Genomic DNA, 16,244 nt, shown 5'->3' on the forward strand with positions numbered 1-16,244 from the left:
ACTTGCGCTGGAGCATAGCCGCCATGGCCACACCTGTTCGGCGGAGCTTTCGGATACCATGACGCGACCCATCTTCTTCGATCCTACCGGACGGCGCGGCCTTCTCGCCATGCGCGTGATTGCGCTCGGCTTCCTCGCCGTGATCCTTGGCGCGCTGGCCTTTGCGACGACCCTCGTCGCCGTACCGCGCCAGCGTGCGCTCGAGCTGCCGCAACCGCACTATGAGGCAGCGAAGTTGCATCAGGCCAAGCGCTTCGGCGGAATCAAGGCGTGGCTCCCGCGCCTGCATTCGCACGGCAAGAGCCAGCCACTGGCCATCGGCTTCTATGAGCCACGCAACGACAGCAGCTTCCATTCGCTGACCCGCCACGGCGACCAGCTGGACTGGCTGGTGCCTGCGATGCTCAACATCTCGGGGCCGCAAGCCGCGTTGCAAGTGGCGCAGGACCCGCGTCTCGACAGCTATCTCGCCAGCGGTGCGCACCGCTTCAAGGTGCTGCCGATGGTGCAGAACGTCGGGCAGTCGCAGTGGGACGGACAAAGCGTCGCACGCCTGCTCGACAGTGTGCCGCAGCGCCGGGCGCTGGAGCGGCAGCTGGCGAGTTATGCCGCGCAACATGGCGGCGCAGGGCTGGTTATGGACTTCGAGGATCTGCCACAAGCGGCGATGGCGCCCTACATCGCCTTCCTTCGCGAATTGAAAGCGGCCCTGCCCGAAGGCGCGCAGCTTGCCGTCACGGCCCCTGCGGGCGAGGACGAATGGCCGATGGCCGCCGTTGCGAAGGTCTCCGACAAGGTCATCCTGATGGCCTATGACGAGCACTGGCAGGGCGGCGAGGCCGGGCCGATCGCATCGCAATCATGGTACATCGACGAGGTCGAGAAAGCCGCGCGCAAGGTCGGTAGCGACAAGCTCGTGATTGCACTGGGCAGCTATGCCTATGACTGGCACGGGAACGATGCCGACGCGCTCTCCATCGGCGAGGCGTGGCTGGCCGCCCACGACAGCGGCACCCCCGTCACCTTCGACAAGGCCAGCGGCAACACCGGCTTTGCCTATGACGAGGATGGCGAACGACACACTGTCTGGATGCTTGACGCTGCGGCGAACTGGAACGAGATGCTGGCGCTCGGCCGTCTGGGCATCGGAGACATCGCGCTGTGGCGGCTCGGTACCGAAGACCCCGGCTTCTGGAGCGACCTTGCGGCATTCCGCACGAACAAGGCCCCCGACCTTTCGCGCCTGACCGCCGAAAGCGGCAACGACGTGGAAGGGACGGGCGAAATCCTCAAGATCACCGCCACCCCGGTCGCCGGAAGCCGCACGGTGCGCTTCGACCAGCAGCACCTGATCCGCGACGAGCAATATGAAGCCCTGCCCACGCCCTATGTGGTTCGACGTACCGGCGGGCATGACCCCAAGTTGCTGGCGCTGACCTTTGACGACGGGCCGGACCCTAAGTGGACGCCCAAGGTGCTCTCCGCGCTCGAACGGGCGCGGGTGCCGGGGACGTTCTTCGTGATCGGCGAGAACGCGCTGGTGCGGCCGGACCTGCTGCGGCGGATGGTCTCGGACGGCGACGAGATCGGCAACCACACTTACACCCATCCCAACCTTGCCGAAGCCTCGGATGGCGAGACCAGCCTTGAACTCAACGCGACACAGCGCCTGGTGCAGGCCTTCACCGGCCACAGCATGACCCTGTTCCGCGCGCCCTACTTCGGCGACGCGGAGCCGACCACGGCGGACGAACTCGGACCAGCACTCAAGGCGCAGCAGGCGGGCTACACCGTCGTCGGGTTGCACGTCGATCCGAACGACTGGCAGAATCCGGGCGCGGATTCGATCGTGCGGCAGGTGGTCGACCAGATCCACGGCGCGACCGAGGATTCGAGCCGCAACGTGATCCTGTTGCACGACGGTGGCGGAGACCGTTCGCAGACGGTGGCGGCGCTGCCCCGGATCATCAGCACGCTTCAGGCCGAAGGCTATCACTTCGTCACTGCATCACAGCTGGTCGGCGTGCCGCCAGCGCAAGCGATGCCGCAATTGTCGACCTCTGACCTGACTGCCGTGCGCATCGATGTTGGCGCATTCGTTGTGCTGCATGTGCTTGGCGTGGCGCTGGAGTGGCTGTTCTTCCTTGCCATCGCGCTTGGCATTGCACGGGCGGTAACGATGACCGCGCTCGCCTGGTGGCAGAGCCGGAGCCCACGCGCCACGCCGCCAGAGTTCGAGCCGACCGTCTCGGTGATCATTCCCGCCTACAATGAGGAACGCGTCATTGCCGCCTCGGTGGAGCGAGTGCTCGCCAGCGATTATCCGGCGCTGCAGGTGATCGTGGCGGACGACGGATCGAAGGATGCGACGAGCGCCATCGTGGCCGAGCGCTTCGCCAAGGATCCGCGCGTGACGCTGCTGACGCTGGTCAACGGCGGCAAGGCGGCGGCGCTGAACCGCGCGCTACTTGAAGCGACCGGCGAGGTGGTCATCGCGCTCGATGCCGATACCCAGTTCGAGCCGCTGACCATCCGCCGCCTTGCCCGATGGTTCGCAGATCCCGCCATCGGCGCGGTGGCAGGCGATGCGCGGGTGGGCAACCGGGTCAACCTCGTCACCCGCTGGCAGGCGGTGGAATATATCACCGCACAGAACCTTGAGCGGCGCGCGCTGGCGGGATTCGATGCGATGACGGTGGTGCCGGGCGCGGTCGGTGCATGGCGGCGGGCGGCGCTCGACAGCGTCGGCGGATATCCCGAAAACACGCTGGCCGAGGATCAGGACCTGACCATCGCGATCCAGCGCAAGGGCTGGCGCGTGACCTACGATCCGCGCGCGGTGGCGTGGACCGAGGCTCCGGAAACCTTCCGTGCGCTTGCCAAGCAGCGCTATCGCTGGGCCTTCGGCACGCTGCAGTGCCTGTGGAAGCACCGCAAGGTGGTGACCTCGCGCAAGCCCGCCGGGCTTGGGCTGGTCGGCCTGCCGCAAGCCTGGCTGTTCCAGATCGCCTTTGCCGCCATATCGCCGCTGATCGATGCTGCGCTCGTGATATCGATCATCTCGACCATCGTCCGCGTGATCCAGCACGGCTGGGCACAGACGCGGGGGGACCTTGGCACCATGGCGCTCTATTGGAGCGTGTTCACCGCCATCGACGTGATCTGCGGATGGATCGCCTACAGGCTCGATGACAAGCGCCCGCCCTATCCGGCAGGTCTGCTGGTGGCGCAGCGGCTGGTCTATCGTCAGATCATGTACTGGGTGGTGCTGCGGGCTCTGGCATCGGCGGTGGGCGGCTGGGTCGTCGGCTGGGGCAAGCTCGATCGGTCGGGCAGCGTCAACGCAGCACCCTCCGTTTCAGCGGCGCCAGCCTGAACAGGGTGGCCGGACGAGCCCCTCGCACGAAATCTGAATTGGTTGCCACTGCGTGGGGCGATCACCGGCTGAAAGGCGCGGGAATGCGTGTCGGCACTAACCTTGGGTAGGCCACTCACACCGGCAAATTGGTTAATAAACGCTAATTTTCCTATACCGTTCAACGCTTTGCGTTTGCATTGAAACTGTCATTTCAGCATTGTGCGCAAGGGGTCGGATCGGGGATGCTCGGACATGAACAGCAAGGACAAGGCGAGGCTCGCCACCATAAATGCGCTGATCAACGAACTCCTCGCCGCGCCCGCCGAAGAAGCGGCAGCGGACGGCATCCCGACGACGGACGAACTGGTTGCCACTGCCAAGGCCTGCATCCGGGCACGGCGGCGGCGGCAGGACCTGTTTCCGGGTATTCAGGTGGCGGACCCCGCCTGGGACCTGATGCTCGAACTGTTCATCACCGACGCTGAAGGTCGACGGATATCGGTTACCGGTCTCGGTCTTGGCGCAAACGTGCCGGGCGCAACGGTATTGCGCTGGCTGGCGATGTTCCAGGAAGCCGGCTTGATCATGCGTGAACCCGACGCGATGGATCGCCGCAGGATCTGGGTTCACCTTACCGAGGCCGGACGCGAAAGGATTGCCCGCGGCATCGATCCGTCGGCGTCCGCAGGATCGCAGATGCCCGCAGCTCGCCCGGTAGAGCGTTCCTCTCTCGCTGCCTGAGGCCCGATCGATGGACCGTCTTGCTCAACCGCGGCCGCGATAGGAAGCGACGCCCTGATCGGGCAACCACAGGCCTTCGGGCGGCGTGCCGGACTGCCAGAACACGTCGATGGGAATGCCGCCGCGCGGGTACCAGTACCCGCCGATGCGCAGCCACTGCGGCTTCATTTCCGCAAACAGGCGTTGGCCGATGCCGACGGTGACGTCCTCATGGAAGCCGGCGTGGTTGCGGAACGAGCCGAGGAACAGCTTCAGCGCCTTGGATTCGACGATGGTCTCGCCCGGCGCGTAATCGATCACGAGATGCGCGAAGTCGGGCTGTCCGGTCACGGGGCACAGCGAGGTGAACTCGGGCGCCGCAAAGCGGATCATGTAGAGCGTGCCGGGGCGCGGGTTCGGCACGTAATCGAGAACGGCCTCTTCCGGCGAGGCGGGCAAGCTGCTGTTCTGCCCGAGGAAAAGCGGGGTCTTGGTCATGGACAGGCCTTATGGCTGATATTGCCCGCCCAATGCACCCGTCGCAGCTCCGGAGCAAGTGGGCGGATCGTGCCCCATGGTTCACCGGGGATTAAACTGCCGACCGGCCTTGCCCAGCCATGACGTTCAGGACGGGGTTCCAGATTTCAGCATGCCGGACGGTTTCCTGGCTGGCTGCGGGTGCAAGTCTCGCGCTCGGCTGTGGAGCGCAGGCACAGGACGCTGGCTCATGGCAATTGCCGCCGTCGACGACGCAGACACCCGCAGCGCAAGGACCGGTCGTGCCCGACGCGCCGCCGCCGCGCGTGGCAACAACGCCCGCAGTGACGCCGACGCCCGCACCGTCGATCACGCCTGTCCCCTCGCCTTCGCCCTCAGCTTCGCCCGCAGCGGGCACGCCCGACCCGCGCGCGTCACGGCCTGCCGCTGAACCTGCCGCAGGGGCGAGCGGGCGCGAAGAAGCAAGTGTCGCGCCCATGGTTGCGCCAGCAGTCAGGGCATCGCCTTTGCCGACAAGCTCCTCGCCGACGCTGGAAACGCCCGCGACATCTGCGCCTGCTGCGGTTCCTGCCGACGATAGCCAGGGATTGCCTCTCTGGTCCATGGCGCTGGCAGGCCTCGCTGTTCTTGGCTTGGCCTGCTGGATCTTGCTTCGGCGGCAGCGCGGGAATCCCGAGGAACCGGTGTTCGAGCCACCGGTCGTGCAGGATGTCCCGCCGCCCCGCCCTGCCCCGCGACCTGTTCCGCAGGCGCCCATGATAGCTCCGATTGTCCTCGACATTTCCGTTGTCCGGATGAGCGCGAGCCTTGTTCATGCGACGCTGTCCTATCGGCTGTCGCTTGCGGCACGCGCGGCGCTTTCGGGGATCGAGGTCCGTGGCGACATGATCTCGGCCCACGCATCGCGTCCGGCGGAGGAGCAACTGGGTCTGGGTGAGGCTCAGGTCCTGCATCGTCTGCCGTGGCTGGCCGCAAGCGAGACGATGGAACTCGGCGGTGAAGTGCGGCTTCCGCTCGCCGCGATCACGCCGATCCGCCATGGCAGCGCCGCGCTCTTCGTGCCGCTGGTGCGGTTCGAAGTGACGGCGCATGACGGAGATCGCTCCGTCAAGCTCAGGGCCGCGTTCGTGGTGGGGCTCGAGGAACTGTCGGCGGGTGAGCGGTTGCAGCCGTTCCGCCTCGATCTGGGCCCGAGGGTCTATCCCAAGGTCGGGCGCCGCGAATTGACCGTGCCCGCCTTCGCCTGAAGTGCCACGCTTCGCCGTGCACGAAGAAACTCGATATCTTGGTCTTTTTTACGGTCGACGGTGCTGATCGTCGCGTCTAGTCTTGCTCAAACGAACCCGCGCCAGACGGGTCGCGCAGGCAGGCAGGAGCACAGTTAACCATGGACTCGCTGGTTTCCACCCAGTGGCTCGCGGACGAAATGGGCGCGAGCGATCTACGCATAGTCGACGCAACGGCATTCCTGCCCGAGCATGGTCGCGTGCCGAATCTGGAGTACGAGGCCTGCCACATCCCCGGCGCGGTATTCATGGATCTGGCCGAACTGGTCGACACGGCCTCGCCGGTACCCAACACATTGCCTTCGGCCGAAAAATTCGCCAGCCGCATGCAGGCGCTGGGCCTTGGCGATGGCAGCCGCATCGTCATCTACGACGACAGTCCGGTGAAGACCTCCACCCGCGCATGGTTCATGCTGACGATGTTCGGCGCGCAGAACGTGGCGCTGCTCGACGGCGGGATTGCCAAGTGGAAGGCGGAAGGCCGCAAGTGCGCGCAAGGGGTTGAAACGCTTAGGCAAAGGCACTTCACGGTGTGGTCTGACGACAGCCATGTGCGGTCCAAGGCCGACGTACTCGCCAATCTCGACAGCAAGGCCGAACTGGTCATCGACGCGCGCGGTGCCGGGCGCTTTACCGGCGATGTGCCGGAAACCAACCCGGCGCTGGCGAGCGGCCACATTCCGGGCGCACGCAATCTGCCCTATTCGAGCCTGTTCAATCCTGATGGCACATGGAAATCGCCCGATGCCATCCGCGCCCTGTTCGAGGCTGCGGGCATTGACCTGTCGCGCCCGCTGATCTCGTCCTGCGGCTCAGGAATGACCGCCAACGTCCTGATTTTCGCGGCACATCTCATCGGCAAGCACGATGTGGCGCTCTATGATGGTTCGTGGAGCGAATGGGGCCTGGACCCGGCGACGCCCAAGGCGACGGGGGCAGCTTAAACCTGTCGAACAGCGGGCCGTGTCCTGCTATCCGCTGCAGCCATGAGCAGTTCTGACGATATCGACGAATTCGGCCCTGCCACGCGCGGGGTTCTGGCTGGGCGGCGGGCGGAGTGGACCGGGACGCCGGGGCATCCGGGCGCGGTGGTCAATCCGCCGGTTTGGCGCGCTTCGACGCATCTTTATCCTGATATGTCAGCGCTTAGGGCGCATCCGGCCAATGAGGACGGGCGGTTTTACTACGGGCGCAGGGGATCTCCAACTCAGTGGGGACTCTCCGAGGCATTGACCCAACTCGAGGGGGGCGCAGCGGGAACTGTGCTCTATCCTTCGGGGGTATCGGCCATCGCCGGCGTGCTGCTGACGGTGCTGCGACCGGGTGACGTCCTGCTGATGACGGACAATGCCTACGAACCATCGCGAGTCATGGGTCGGGGCCTGTTGAAGGACATGGGCATCGAAACCCGTTGGTTCGATCCAACCGACATCGCGTCGTTCGAGGCGGCCTGTTGCGATCGGACGCGCGCGGTCCTGCTGGAAAGCCCCGGCAGCCTGACGATGGAAGTTCAGGACGTGCCCGCGTTGGCGGCGGCGGCGAAGGCGCGGGGGATTGTCAGCATTCTCGACAACACATGGGCCTCGCCGCTCGGGTTCTCCGGTTTGCGCCATGGCGTCGATATCGTGACGATGAGCCTGACCAAGCATGTCTCCGGCCATTCCGACTGCATGATGGGCAGCGCCAGCGCAGGGGCGGAGTGGTATCGCAAATTGCGGCTGCGCTCGCAGGGGCTGGGACTGGTGGTCTCGCCAGACGATGCCTCGCTGATGCTGCGGGGCCTTCGGACGATGAAGCACCGGCTGGAGGCAGAAACTGCCTCTGCATTGGCGATCGCCCAGTGGCTGGCCGGGCGGTCGGAGGTGGCGCGGGTACTGTGCCCGATGCTGCCGGGATCGCCTGGGCATGAACTTTGGGCGCGCGATTTTACAGGCGGCTGCGGGCTGTTCAGCTTTGTGCTGAAAGGCGGGACGAGCGCGGCGCGGGATGCGCTGATCGATGCGCTGGACCTGTTCGGCATCGGCTATTCGTGGGGCGGGTTCGAGAGCCTTGCCACGCCGGTCGATCCGGCGAGCATCCGCACAGCAAGCCCCTGGCCGTTGAAGGGCATGGAACCGGGTGACCAGTTCGGTGTTCGGCTGTCCATCGGCCTTGAGGATACGGCGGATTTGATCGCCGATCTGGAGCGCGGCCTTGCCGCATGGGCAGGCCACGGAGCTGGCGCGTGAACGGGTTGAAGAGCCAAGTGGCGGACGTGATCGACATTTTAAACGGGATCGGTTTCGATCTTGGCAACTACCACATCTCGGTCTGGGGAGCCTTGCGCATCCTGATCGTGATGGTGCTGGTGTTCCTGTTCGCGCAGATCGCGGGAAGGTTTGCACGGCGCATGTTTCGCCGGATCGACAGCCTCGACCGGACGCAGCAGTTGCTGGGCGAGAAGATCGCCACGATCGTGGTCTGGGGCATCTCGATCCTTGTCGGCATCGATGTGCTGGGCATCAGCCTGACCGCGTTGACGGTGTTTTCGGGCGCTTTCGGCCTTGCGATCGGCTTTGGCCTGCAGAAGACCTTTGGCAACCTGATCGCGGGGATCATCCTGCTGATGGACCGCTCGATCAAGCCGGGCGACGTGATTGCGGTGAGCGACGGCAAGGGCAATTCGTTCGGCGAGGTGAAGAAGATCGGCATCCGCGCGGTTTCGGTGACGACGCGCGACAACCGCGAGTACTTGATTCCGAACGAGAACCTGATGACGCAGCAGGTGGAGAACTGGTCCTATTCCTCACGCGAGGTGGCGATTCAGATTCCGATCGGCGTGGCCTATGGCAGCGATCTGGAGCAGGTCGAGAAGCTGCTGCTCGAGGCTGTTTCGTCCACGCCCCGCGTGCTGGCGTTCCCCTCGCCGAGCGTGCTGTTGAGCGGGTTCGGAGCAAGCAGCATCGACATGACCATGGTGGTGTGGATCGACGATCCCGAGGCCGGCGTGGGCAATGTCCGCTCGGACGTGCTGTGGCGGGTGTGGCGACTGTTCGGGGAGCATGGCGTGCAGATCCCTTTTCCGCAGTCGGACGTGAACCTGAAGGATAGCGCGGGTTTGCGGGCTTTGGCTGAGGCTTTGAAGTCAGACATAGAGCAATCGTCGTCCCGGACTTGATCCGGGACCCCGCTTCCTTTTTCACCGTCGCCAGGAACAAGCGGGGCCCCGGATCAAGTCCGGGGCGACGGGATGATGGGTGGAGCTATGCTGCCACTCCCGCCTACCGCTAAAGTTGATCTAGGCGGGGGGCAAAGGTTTCTCGCTGGCGACTTGGCGGCCTCGCGCCCATCTGCGCTTCATGAGAAATCCCTCTGCAAGAATCGGAACCGTGTTCCTTGTCGGTGCTGGCCCCGGCGATCCGGACCTGCTGACGCTGCGTGCAGCGCGGCTGGTGATGAATGCGCGGGTGCTGGTGCATGACGGGCTGGTCGATCCGGCGATCCTCGCGATGGCCCCCAAGGGCTGCCGGATGATCTCGGTGGCCAAGCAGCGGTCGCGCCATACGATGCGTCAGGAAGAGATCAACGCGCTGCTGGTGCGCGAGGCTCTGGCCGGGAACGACGTGGTGCGCCTGAAAGGTGGCGATCCGTTCGTGTTCGGGCGTGGCGGCGAGGAAGCGGAAGACTGCTTTGCCGCAGGCGTGCCGGTACAGGTCGTGCCGGGCGTGAGCGCGGCGATGGGGGCTGCGGCTTCGGCCATGATCCCCCTCACCCACCGCGATGCCGCCAGCATCGTCTCGTTCGTGGCGGGGCAGTGCAAGGGCCTTACCGACCAGAACTGGGCAGGCCTTGCAGGCGTCGGCCGGACGCTGGTGATCTACATGGGCGTCGCCACGGCTGAAGCGATTGCCGAAAAGCTTATGGCAGACGGGCTTGCGCCCGACATGCCGGTGGCCGTGGTGGAAAATGCCGCGCGGCCGCAGATGCGCGTGCTGCGCGGGACGCTGGCGGGCCTTGGGCCGCTGGTGTCGGACAACAAGGTCAAGAGCCCTGCCCTCATCGTGATTGGTGAAGTGGCAGGCCGGGGAGACATGATGGAATTGAAGCAAGTTTTGGAGGCGGCACAGTGAAGGTCATTACCGGAAGTGATCTGCGCACCGGCGACGTGATCTGGTGGACCGGCGAAGGCTGGTCGCGCCATGTCAACGATGCGGTGGAAGCAGGCGAACATGCCGAGGCGATCATCGCCCGCGAAAACGCCAAGCAGATCGTCACCGACACGCAGGCGATCGAAGCCACGCTGACCGACGAAGGCGTGCGCCCGGCGCACATCAAGGACCGCATCCGGGCGCTGGGGCCAACCGTCCGCCTCGACCTTTCCCTCAAGCCTGCCGACCCCGCCGCCGGCAACTGGGTGATCTGAGATGTATCAGTACGACAGCTATGACCAGTCGATGGTCGATGCCCGCGTCGCGGAATTCCGTGACCAGGTGGAGCGCCGCCTTGCCGGTGACATCACCGAGGACCAGTTCAAGCCACTGCGCCTGAAGAACGGCCTCTACCTGCAGCTTCACGCCTACATGCTGCGCGTGGCCATTCCCTATGGCACGCTGAGCAGCCGCCAGATGCGCATGCTGGGCGATATCGCGGACAAGTATGACCGCGGCTATGGCCACTTCACCACGCGCCAGAACATCCAGTACAACTGGATCAAGCTGCAGGACGCACCTGATATTCTCGCCGATCTCGCCTCGGTCGAGATGCATGCGATCCAGACCAGCGGCAACTGCATCCGCAACACCACGTCTGATCAGTTCGCGGGCGCTGCGGCCGACGAGCTGGTCGATCCGCGCCCCTATGCCGAATTGCTGCGCCAGTGGTCGACCTTCCATCCGGAGTTCGATTACCTGCCGCGCAAGTTCAAGATCGCGATCATCGGTTCGGAAACTGATCGCGCGGCGATGAAGCTGCACGACATCGGCATCCAGCTGGTGAAGAACGACGCGGGCGAGATCGGCTGCCGGTTTTACGTCGGTGGCGGCATGGGCCGTACGCCGATGATCGCGCCGGTGATCGGCGACTTTGTGTCGCCGCTTCAGATGGTGTCCTATGCCGAGGCCTGCCTGCGCGTGTACAACCGCTATGGCCGCCGCGACAACAAGTACAAGGCGCGCATCAAGATCCTCGTCCACGAGATCGGCGCGGACGAGTACCGCCGCCAGGTGGAAGAAGAGTTCGCGCACATCCTGACGCTTGGCCTTGAGCCGCCTGCGGCAGAGCTGGAGCGGATCAAGGGCTTCTTCGAGCAGCCGGGCTTCGAGACTGGTCTTTCGGACGAGCTGGACCTGTCCGATCCCGACTTCGCGCTGTGGGTGGACCAGAACGTCCATGCCCACAAGCAGCCGGGCTATGCCATCGTCAACATCAGCCTGAAGCCCACTGGCGGTATTCCGGGCGATGCCACGGCCGACCAGATCCGCCTGATGGCGGACCTCGCGCTCGCGCATTCGTTCGACGAACTGCGCGTGACGCATGCGCAGAACATCGTGCTGCCGCATGTGAAGAAGGCCGATCTCTACGCGATCTGGCAGAAGCTGGATAAAGCGGGGCTGGCCGCTGCGAATCTTGACCTGATCGGCGATATCATCGCCTGCCCGGGGCTTGATTATTGCAGCCTTGCCAATGCCCGCTCGATCCCGGTGGCGCAGAAGATTTCCGAGCGTTTTGCAGACCTTGGCCGCCAGCGCGAGCTGGGCGAGCTGAAGCTGAAGATCTCGGGCTGCATCAATGCCTGCGGGCATCACCACGCCGGCCACATCGGCATCCTCGGCGTCGACCGCAAGGGCGTGGAGAATTACCAGCTCCTGCTCGGCGGATGCGAAGGTGCGGATACCTCGCTCGGCACGATCACCGGCCCCGGCTTCAACGAGGACGGTATCGTCGATGCTGTGGAGAAGGCGACCGACGTCTATCTCGCCCAGCGCAACGAAGGGGAGCGTTTCGTCGATACTTTCCGCCGCATCGGCATGGCTCCGTTCAAGGAGGCGATCTACGCCAAGGAGGCGGTCAATGGTTGAGCAGAACTTGCGCTATCGCGATGACGAGCCGGTGGGTGATCCGGCGGTGACCGTCGATGCTTTTGCCGACCAGTCGAACGCAACGGCCGTGCGGATCGAGCCGGGTGACGATGCGCGCGCGCTGCTGCCGCATCTCGACCGGATCGCGCTCGTGGAAGTGAACTTCCCGGCCTATACCGACGGGCGCGGCTATTCGGCGGCGCGCATCCTGCGCGAGCATGGCTATGCGGGCGAGCTCCGCGCGGTAGGCGATGTGCTGCTCGACCAGCTCTCGCACATGCGTCGCTGCGGGTTCGACAGCTTTGCGCCGAACCAGCCGATCAGCGCCGAGGCCGCCGAAAAGGCCTTCGCGACCTGGCCGGACGTCTACCAGAAGACCGTCGACGGGCGCCCCGCAATCTGGGCGAAGCGTCACCCCGCCTGAGAGCGGGACCCGAGGAACGAAGCAATGGACAGCACCAAGAGCGCTCGCGCGGCAAACCGGACCATCGATCTAATCGATACCCGCCCGCGCTTTACCGAGACGGACGCGATCCGCCTCAACCACCTGTTCCGGGGCACCGACACGCAGGAAATGCTGCGTTCGGTGATCCGTGACGGGCTGGCGGGCGATCTTGCGGTCGTTTCGAGCTTTGGCGCAGAAAGTGCTGTCCTGCTTCACCTTATTGCCGAGGTCGATCCTTCCGTGCCGGTGCTGTTCCTCGAAACGGGCAAGCACTTTGCCGAGACCGTGGCCTATCGCGACGAGTTGATCGGGTTTCTGGGGATGACCAATCTCCAGATCATCGAGCCCGATGCCGAGGTTATCGCCAAGAAGGACGAAAACGGCCTTCGCTGGTCGTGGGACCCGGATGGCTGCTGCGAGATCCGCAAGGTCCTGCCGCTGGCCAAGGCGCTGCTGCACTATGATGCCTCGCTGACGGGTCGCAAGGGCTTCCAGTCCAAGACCCGCGCTGGCCTGCCGCGCTTCGAGATCGACCATTCGGATGCGCAAGGGCGATTGAAGATCAACCCGCTGGCATCGTGGGACAAAGGCGCGCTTGAAGCCTACTTTGCCGAGCATGGCCTGCCCGCTCATCCGCTGGTGGCACAGGGCTATCCCTCGATCGGCTGCGCGCCTTGCACGAGCAAGGTCGCTCCCGGCGAAGACCCGCGTTCGGGCCGCTGGAAGGGCTGGGACAAGGTCGAGTGCGGCATCCATCAGCCGACCGACGTACAAACGCCGGGCGACGAACTGCCGCCGGGGTATGATCCAATCTTCTGATAGGCGTTTGCCAGTCGTGACTGCGCTCTGCTAGGTCGCTCCCCGGGATAGGTGGGGAGTGATCGCTTGGCATTGGATGCGCGCAGGATCGGGTTCTGGGCCGGGCCACTCGGGTTCGTCGTAACGCAATTGACAGCCGCGCCTGCCGGGATGCCTGATGCGGCGTGGAGCGCGGCAGGCCTCGTATGGTGGATGGCGGCATGGTGGATGACCGAGGCGATGCCGCTTTCGGCCACCGCTTTCCTGCCGTTTCTGGTGCTGCCGCTGACGGGCGTCGCCGATGCCAACAAGACGGCGGGCTCATACTATTCACCGATCATGTTCCTGTTCATCGGCGGCGCGTTTCTGGCGCTGGCGATCGAGCGGACCGGGCTGCACCGGCGGCTGGCGCAGTTCATCATGGGGCTGGCGGGAGCCAAGCCGGGACAGTTGCTGCTTGGCGTGATGACCGCGACGGCGGTGCTTTCGAGCTTCATTTCCAACACATCGACCGCGCTGATCATGATGCCGATGGCGATTGCCATGCTGCGCGCAGGCGGTGTGCGCGAGGGTGAGACGGCAGGGATGGCCGGCGCGCTGCCGATTGGCATTGCCTTTGCCGCCTCCATTGGCGGGCTCGCCACGCTGATCGGCACGCCGACCAACGCGATTGCGGCGGGGCTGATCGAGAAGGCGCTGGGGACCAAGGTCACCTTCCTGCAATGGGCGCTTTATGGCGTGCCTATCGTGATCATTGCCGTGCCGCTGGCCGCGTGGATCATCGCGCGGGTGCAGCGCCTGCACGAGGACAGCTTCGATCCCCTCGCCGCCCGTGACGCGATAGGTCATGCGAAGGACTGGAGCGTTGCGGAAAAGCGGCTGTTGCCCGTGGTCCTGCTGGCGTTCCTCGCGTGGGTGTTCCAGCCGCTGCTCGAAGGTGTGTTTCCCAAGGGCGGGTTTACCGATGGCACGGTCGCAGCGGTGGCCGGGCTGGTGCTGTTCTTCCTGCCAGACGGAACCGGTCGCCCGATGCTGACATGGCCCGAGGCCAACCGAGCGCCGTGGGACGTGGTTCTGATGTTCGGCGGCGGGCTAGCCATGGCGATGGGCATGACCGAGAGCGGCCTTACCAAGTGGATGGGCGAGATGCTGCTGCCGCTGGCGCATGTGCCGCTGCCGGTGGTGGCGCTGGTTCTGGTGGCCTTCGTGATCGTGGTGACCGAGTTTGCCAGCAATATCGCGGCGGCTAGCGGGATCATGCCGGTTGTGGCGGCGCTGGTCGCGGCGCTGGGCGCGGACCCGATCCTGCTGGCCCTGCCCGCTGCATTTGCCGCGACATGGGGCTTCATGCTGCCTGCGGGGACCGGGCCGAATGCTCTGGCGTGGGCGACCGGGCATTGCACGATGCGCTCGATGATCAAGGCGGGGTTCGCGCTCGACGTGGTGGGCGTGTTCCTGCTGGTCGGCGTGGTCTGGGCGGTGGCCGCAGTGATCTGAAGCGTATTACGTAGTTTTGCCAGTTAGCGCTTCACCTTGGATAAAGTTTTGGGTTAGGTTGCAAAAAACGGCCTCCGGCTGAATCGCTGTGCGAACTTGCACAGCCGTTCGCACAGAATGAGGCGAAAGAGTGGTCGCACGTTCTTTCGTCGGAATTCGCAGTGGGGAGATTCGTCGTGCGCCGCATTTTCAGGACTTTGCTGGCGGGAAGCGCCGGGGCGGCCAGCCTCGCCGCATTGATGCTGCTGCCGACAGGGGTGGCGGAGAGCGCCGATCACCTTGACCCGCCGAGCCGTACCGATGGCGGCGTCGATCCCAATCCTGACATTCCGGCCGACATCGCCGACGTTTTCGCCTGGCATTCGAACGGGACGACCAAGATCGCGATGACCTTTGCGGGGCCGGTTTCCGCCGCGGGAACCACGCCGCTCTATTATGACCGCGACGTGCTCTACAAGGTCAACATCTCAACAGCAGCGCCCGCGAACACGCCGGAATTCACGATCAAGTTCCGCTTCGGCAAGGGTGAAGGCCCGCGCGAGTGGGGCGTGCGGATCGAAGGCGTACCGGGCGTGACCGGGGCTATCGAGGGGCCGGTTGAAACAAACCTAGAAAAGGATGGCGTGAAGGTCCGTGTCGGCCTGTTCGACGAGCCGTTCTTCTTTGACCTGATTGGATTCCGCGAAACGCGTTCCACCGGCACCTTGCGCATCCGCAACGATCGCAATTTCTTCGATGGGCAGAACGATACTGCCATCGTGCTGGAAATTCCGGACGAGAAGCTGGGGGCTGGCGTGACCAACCTTGGCCTGTGGGGCCAGACGCTGCGCTTCGGGGGGAACATCTGATGAGCCTGCGCAAGATCGCCCTTCTGGCAACGCCGCTCGCCCTCGCCCTGACGCTCACCGGTTGTGGTGAGGATGGTGCGGGCAGTCAGGTCGTGGTTCCGGCTCCCTTGCCGAGCACCACGTCGACCGCAACGCCGACACCGACCGCCACGGCCGTTTCGTATGACTCGACCAACTGCTTCCTGCAGCCGATTCAGGGGCAGAACGGTGCGAACCTCAAGTCGTTCATCATTCCCGATACGCTCAAGCTGGATCTGACCCGGGCGACGAAGTTCCCCAACGGACGCCATCCATCGGACCAGGTCGTCGACATCCTGCTGGCAACGCTGCTGCTCGACATGAGTGCGACCGGACAGGGGCCGAACACCCTGGCCAATGTACCGCTCGATCCGCCGGGCAATGACAAATTCTTTCTACTGACCTTCCCGTTCCTGGCGACACCAAACGGAACGCCGCAGGTGGCTACGGGGACCGGCTCGGGCTTTGATTTCCGGACCGATCCGGACTCTGCCTATGTCAGCGTGGACCGCATGGGCAATCCGGCCATTGCGACGGCTCTGGTCAGTTCGTCCAAGAAGCTCAGCTACAACGACGACACGCCAACGGGCGATGTCACCAGCGAGAAGTATCTGACCGAATACGAGCATGAACTGGACAAGCTGTTCGGCCTGATCGGGGACGATGTGGAAAAGCTGCAGCTCAAGATCTGCGCGACCAAGTCCTGACGGAACAACGGAC

The 16,244-nt window shown here is 64.7% G+C and carries 16 protein-coding genes; 14 read left to right on the top strand and 2 right to left on the bottom strand.

The window, feature by feature from the left end:
• Positions 1-58: 58 nt before the first annotated feature.
• Both ACZ1JW_RS00095 and ACZ1JW_RS00100 read left to right on the top strand, forming a co-directional pair.
• Positions 59-3,376 (top strand): glycosyltransferase, encoded by a 3,318-nt coding sequence (locus ACZ1JW_RS00095; protein ID WP_465125436.1) that lies wholly within the window; start codon positions 59-61, stop codon positions 3,374-3,376.
• 234 nt (positions 3,377-3,610) lie between these two features.
• Positions 3,611-4,099, top strand: a complete 489-nt coding sequence (locus tag ACZ1JW_RS00100) for a MarR family transcriptional regulator (RefSeq protein WP_465125435.1) — start codon at positions 3,611-3,613, stop codon at positions 4,097-4,099.
• 24 nt (positions 4,100-4,123) lie between these two features.
• Here ACZ1JW_RS00100 and queF read toward each other — a convergent pair whose 3' ends face one another.
• Both queF and ACZ1JW_RS00110 read right to left on the bottom strand, forming a co-directional pair.
• The gene (queF, locus tag ACZ1JW_RS00105; RefSeq protein WP_465125434.1) at positions 4,124-4,576 is read right to left on the bottom strand and encodes a preQ(1) synthase; all 453 of its coding nucleotides are present in this window, start codon (positions 4,574-4,576) and stop codon (positions 4,124-4,126) included.
• Between the two features lie 91 nt (positions 4,577-4,667).
• Entirely contained in the window at positions 4,668-5,180 is a 513-nt protein-coding gene (locus ACZ1JW_RS00110) for a hypothetical protein (RefSeq protein ID WP_465125433.1), read from the bottom strand.
• A 190-nt stretch (positions 5,181-5,370) separates the two neighbouring features.
• Between ACZ1JW_RS00110 and ACZ1JW_RS00115 the strand changes: the two genes are divergently transcribed.
• The 12 genes from ACZ1JW_RS00115 to ACZ1JW_RS00170 all read left to right on the top strand — a co-directional run bounded on the left by ACZ1JW_RS00115 (position 5,371) and on the right by ACZ1JW_RS00170 (position 16,231).
• Positions 5,371-5,823, top strand: coding sequence for a hypothetical protein (locus tag ACZ1JW_RS00115; protein WP_465141530.1), 453 nt, complete (start codon positions 5,371-5,373; stop codon positions 5,821-5,823).
• A gap of 140 nt (positions 5,824-5,963) precedes the next feature.
• Positions 5,964-6,806, top strand: a complete 843-nt coding sequence (locus ACZ1JW_RS00120) for a sulfurtransferase (protein ID WP_465125431.1) — start codon at positions 5,964-5,966, stop codon at positions 6,804-6,806.
• A 42-nt stretch (positions 6,807-6,848) separates the two neighbouring features.
• Positions 6,849-8,090, top strand: coding sequence for a cystathionine beta-lyase (gene metC / locus ACZ1JW_RS00125; protein ID WP_465141531.1), 1,242 nt, complete (start codon positions 6,849-6,851; stop codon positions 8,088-8,090).
• The gene (locus ACZ1JW_RS00130; protein WP_465125429.1) at positions 8,087-9,019 is read left to right on the top strand and encodes a mechanosensitive ion channel family protein; all 933 of its coding nucleotides are present in this window, start codon (positions 8,087-8,089) and stop codon (positions 9,017-9,019) included. The genes metC and ACZ1JW_RS00130 overlap by 4 nt, the downstream gene beginning before the upstream one ends.
• Positions 9,020-9,200: 181 nt before the next feature.
• A complete protein-coding gene (cobA, locus tag ACZ1JW_RS00135; RefSeq protein ID WP_465141532.1) occupies positions 9,201-9,971 on the top strand; it encodes a uroporphyrinogen-III C-methyltransferase in 771 nt (256 codons plus the stop codon).
• Complete coding sequence (locus ACZ1JW_RS00140; protein WP_465141533.1) at positions 9,968-10,264, top strand: DUF2849 domain-containing protein; 297 nt, start codon at positions 9,968-9,970, stop codon at positions 10,262-10,264. The genes cobA and ACZ1JW_RS00140 overlap by 4 nt, the downstream gene beginning before the upstream one ends.
• A gap of 1 nt (position 10,265) precedes the next feature.
• A complete protein-coding gene (locus ACZ1JW_RS00145; protein WP_465141534.1) occupies positions 10,266-11,918 on the top strand; it encodes a nitrite/sulfite reductase in 1,653 nt (550 codons plus the stop codon).
• On the top strand, positions 11,911-12,342 hold the full coding sequence (locus ACZ1JW_RS00150) for a DUF934 domain-containing protein (RefSeq protein ID WP_465141535.1): 432 nt from the start codon (positions 11,911-11,913) through the stop codon (positions 12,340-12,342). Before ACZ1JW_RS00145 ends, ACZ1JW_RS00150 begins: the two co-directional genes overlap by 8 nt.
• A gap of 24 nt (positions 12,343-12,366) precedes the next feature.
• Positions 12,367-13,182: a phosphoadenylyl-sulfate reductase gene (locus tag ACZ1JW_RS00155; protein WP_465141536.1), complete on the top strand. Its 816-nt coding sequence runs from the start codon at positions 12,367-12,369 to the stop codon at positions 13,180-13,182.
• Between the two features lie 72 nt (positions 13,183-13,254).
• The gene (locus ACZ1JW_RS00160; RefSeq protein ID WP_465142808.1) at positions 13,255-14,658 is read left to right on the top strand and encodes an SLC13 family permease; all 1,404 of its coding nucleotides are present in this window, start codon (positions 13,255-13,257) and stop codon (positions 14,656-14,658) included.
• Between the two features lie 176 nt (positions 14,659-14,834).
• The gene (locus tag ACZ1JW_RS00165) at positions 14,835-15,506 is read left to right on the top strand and encodes a hypothetical protein (protein ID WP_465141537.1); all 672 of its coding nucleotides are present in this window, start codon (positions 14,835-14,837) and stop codon (positions 15,504-15,506) included.
• Positions 15,506-16,231, top strand: a complete 726-nt coding sequence (locus ACZ1JW_RS00170; protein ID WP_465141538.1) for a DUF4331 family protein — start codon at positions 15,506-15,508, stop codon at positions 16,229-16,231. Before ACZ1JW_RS00165 ends, ACZ1JW_RS00170 begins: the two co-directional genes overlap by 1 nt.
• Positions 16,232-16,244: the final 13 nt, after the last annotated feature.

The sequence above is a fragment of the Novosphingobium sp. BL-A-28-Hi1-0D genome (genome assembly GCF_055521755.1).

Coding starts and splice junctions, on each gene's coding strand:
- cobA (WP_465141532.1), top strand. CDS start 9,201: ATGAGAAATCCCTCTGCAAGAATCGGAACCGTGTTCCTTGTCGGTGCT.
- metC (WP_465141531.1), top strand. CDS start 6,849: ATGAGCAGTTCTGACGATATCGACGAATTCGGCCCTGCCACGCGCGGG.
- ACZ1JW_RS00110 (WP_465125433.1), bottom strand. CDS start 5,180: ATGGACCAGAGAGGCAATCCCTGGCTATCGTCGGCAGGAACCGCAGCA.
- ACZ1JW_RS00150 (WP_465141535.1), top strand. CDS start 11,911: ATGGTTGAGCAGAACTTGCGCTATCGCGATGACGAGCCGGTGGGTGAT.
- ACZ1JW_RS00155 (WP_465141536.1), top strand. CDS start 12,367: ATGGACAGCACCAAGAGCGCTCGCGCGGCAAACCGGACCATCGATCTA.
- queF (WP_465125434.1), bottom strand. CDS start 4,576: ATGACCAAGACCCCGCTTTTCCTCGGGCAGAACAGCAGCTTGCCCGCC.
- ACZ1JW_RS00145 (WP_465141534.1), top strand. CDS start 10,266: ATGTATCAGTACGACAGCTATGACCAGTCGATGGTCGATGCCCGCGTC.
- ACZ1JW_RS00120 (WP_465125431.1), top strand. CDS start 5,964: ATGGACTCGCTGGTTTCCACCCAGTGGCTCGCGGACGAAATGGGCGCG.
- ACZ1JW_RS00170 (WP_465141538.1), top strand. CDS start 15,506: ATGAGCCTGCGCAAGATCGCCCTTCTGGCAACGCCGCTCGCCCTCGCC.
- ACZ1JW_RS00100 (WP_465125435.1), top strand. CDS start 3,611: ATGAACAGCAAGGACAAGGCGAGGCTCGCCACCATAAATGCGCTGATC.
- ACZ1JW_RS00115 (WP_465141530.1), top strand. CDS start 5,371: ATGAGCGCGAGCCTTGTTCATGCGACGCTGTCCTATCGGCTGTCGCTT.
- ACZ1JW_RS00095 (WP_465125436.1), top strand. CDS start 59: ATGACGCGACCCATCTTCTTCGATCCTACCGGACGGCGCGGCCTTCTC.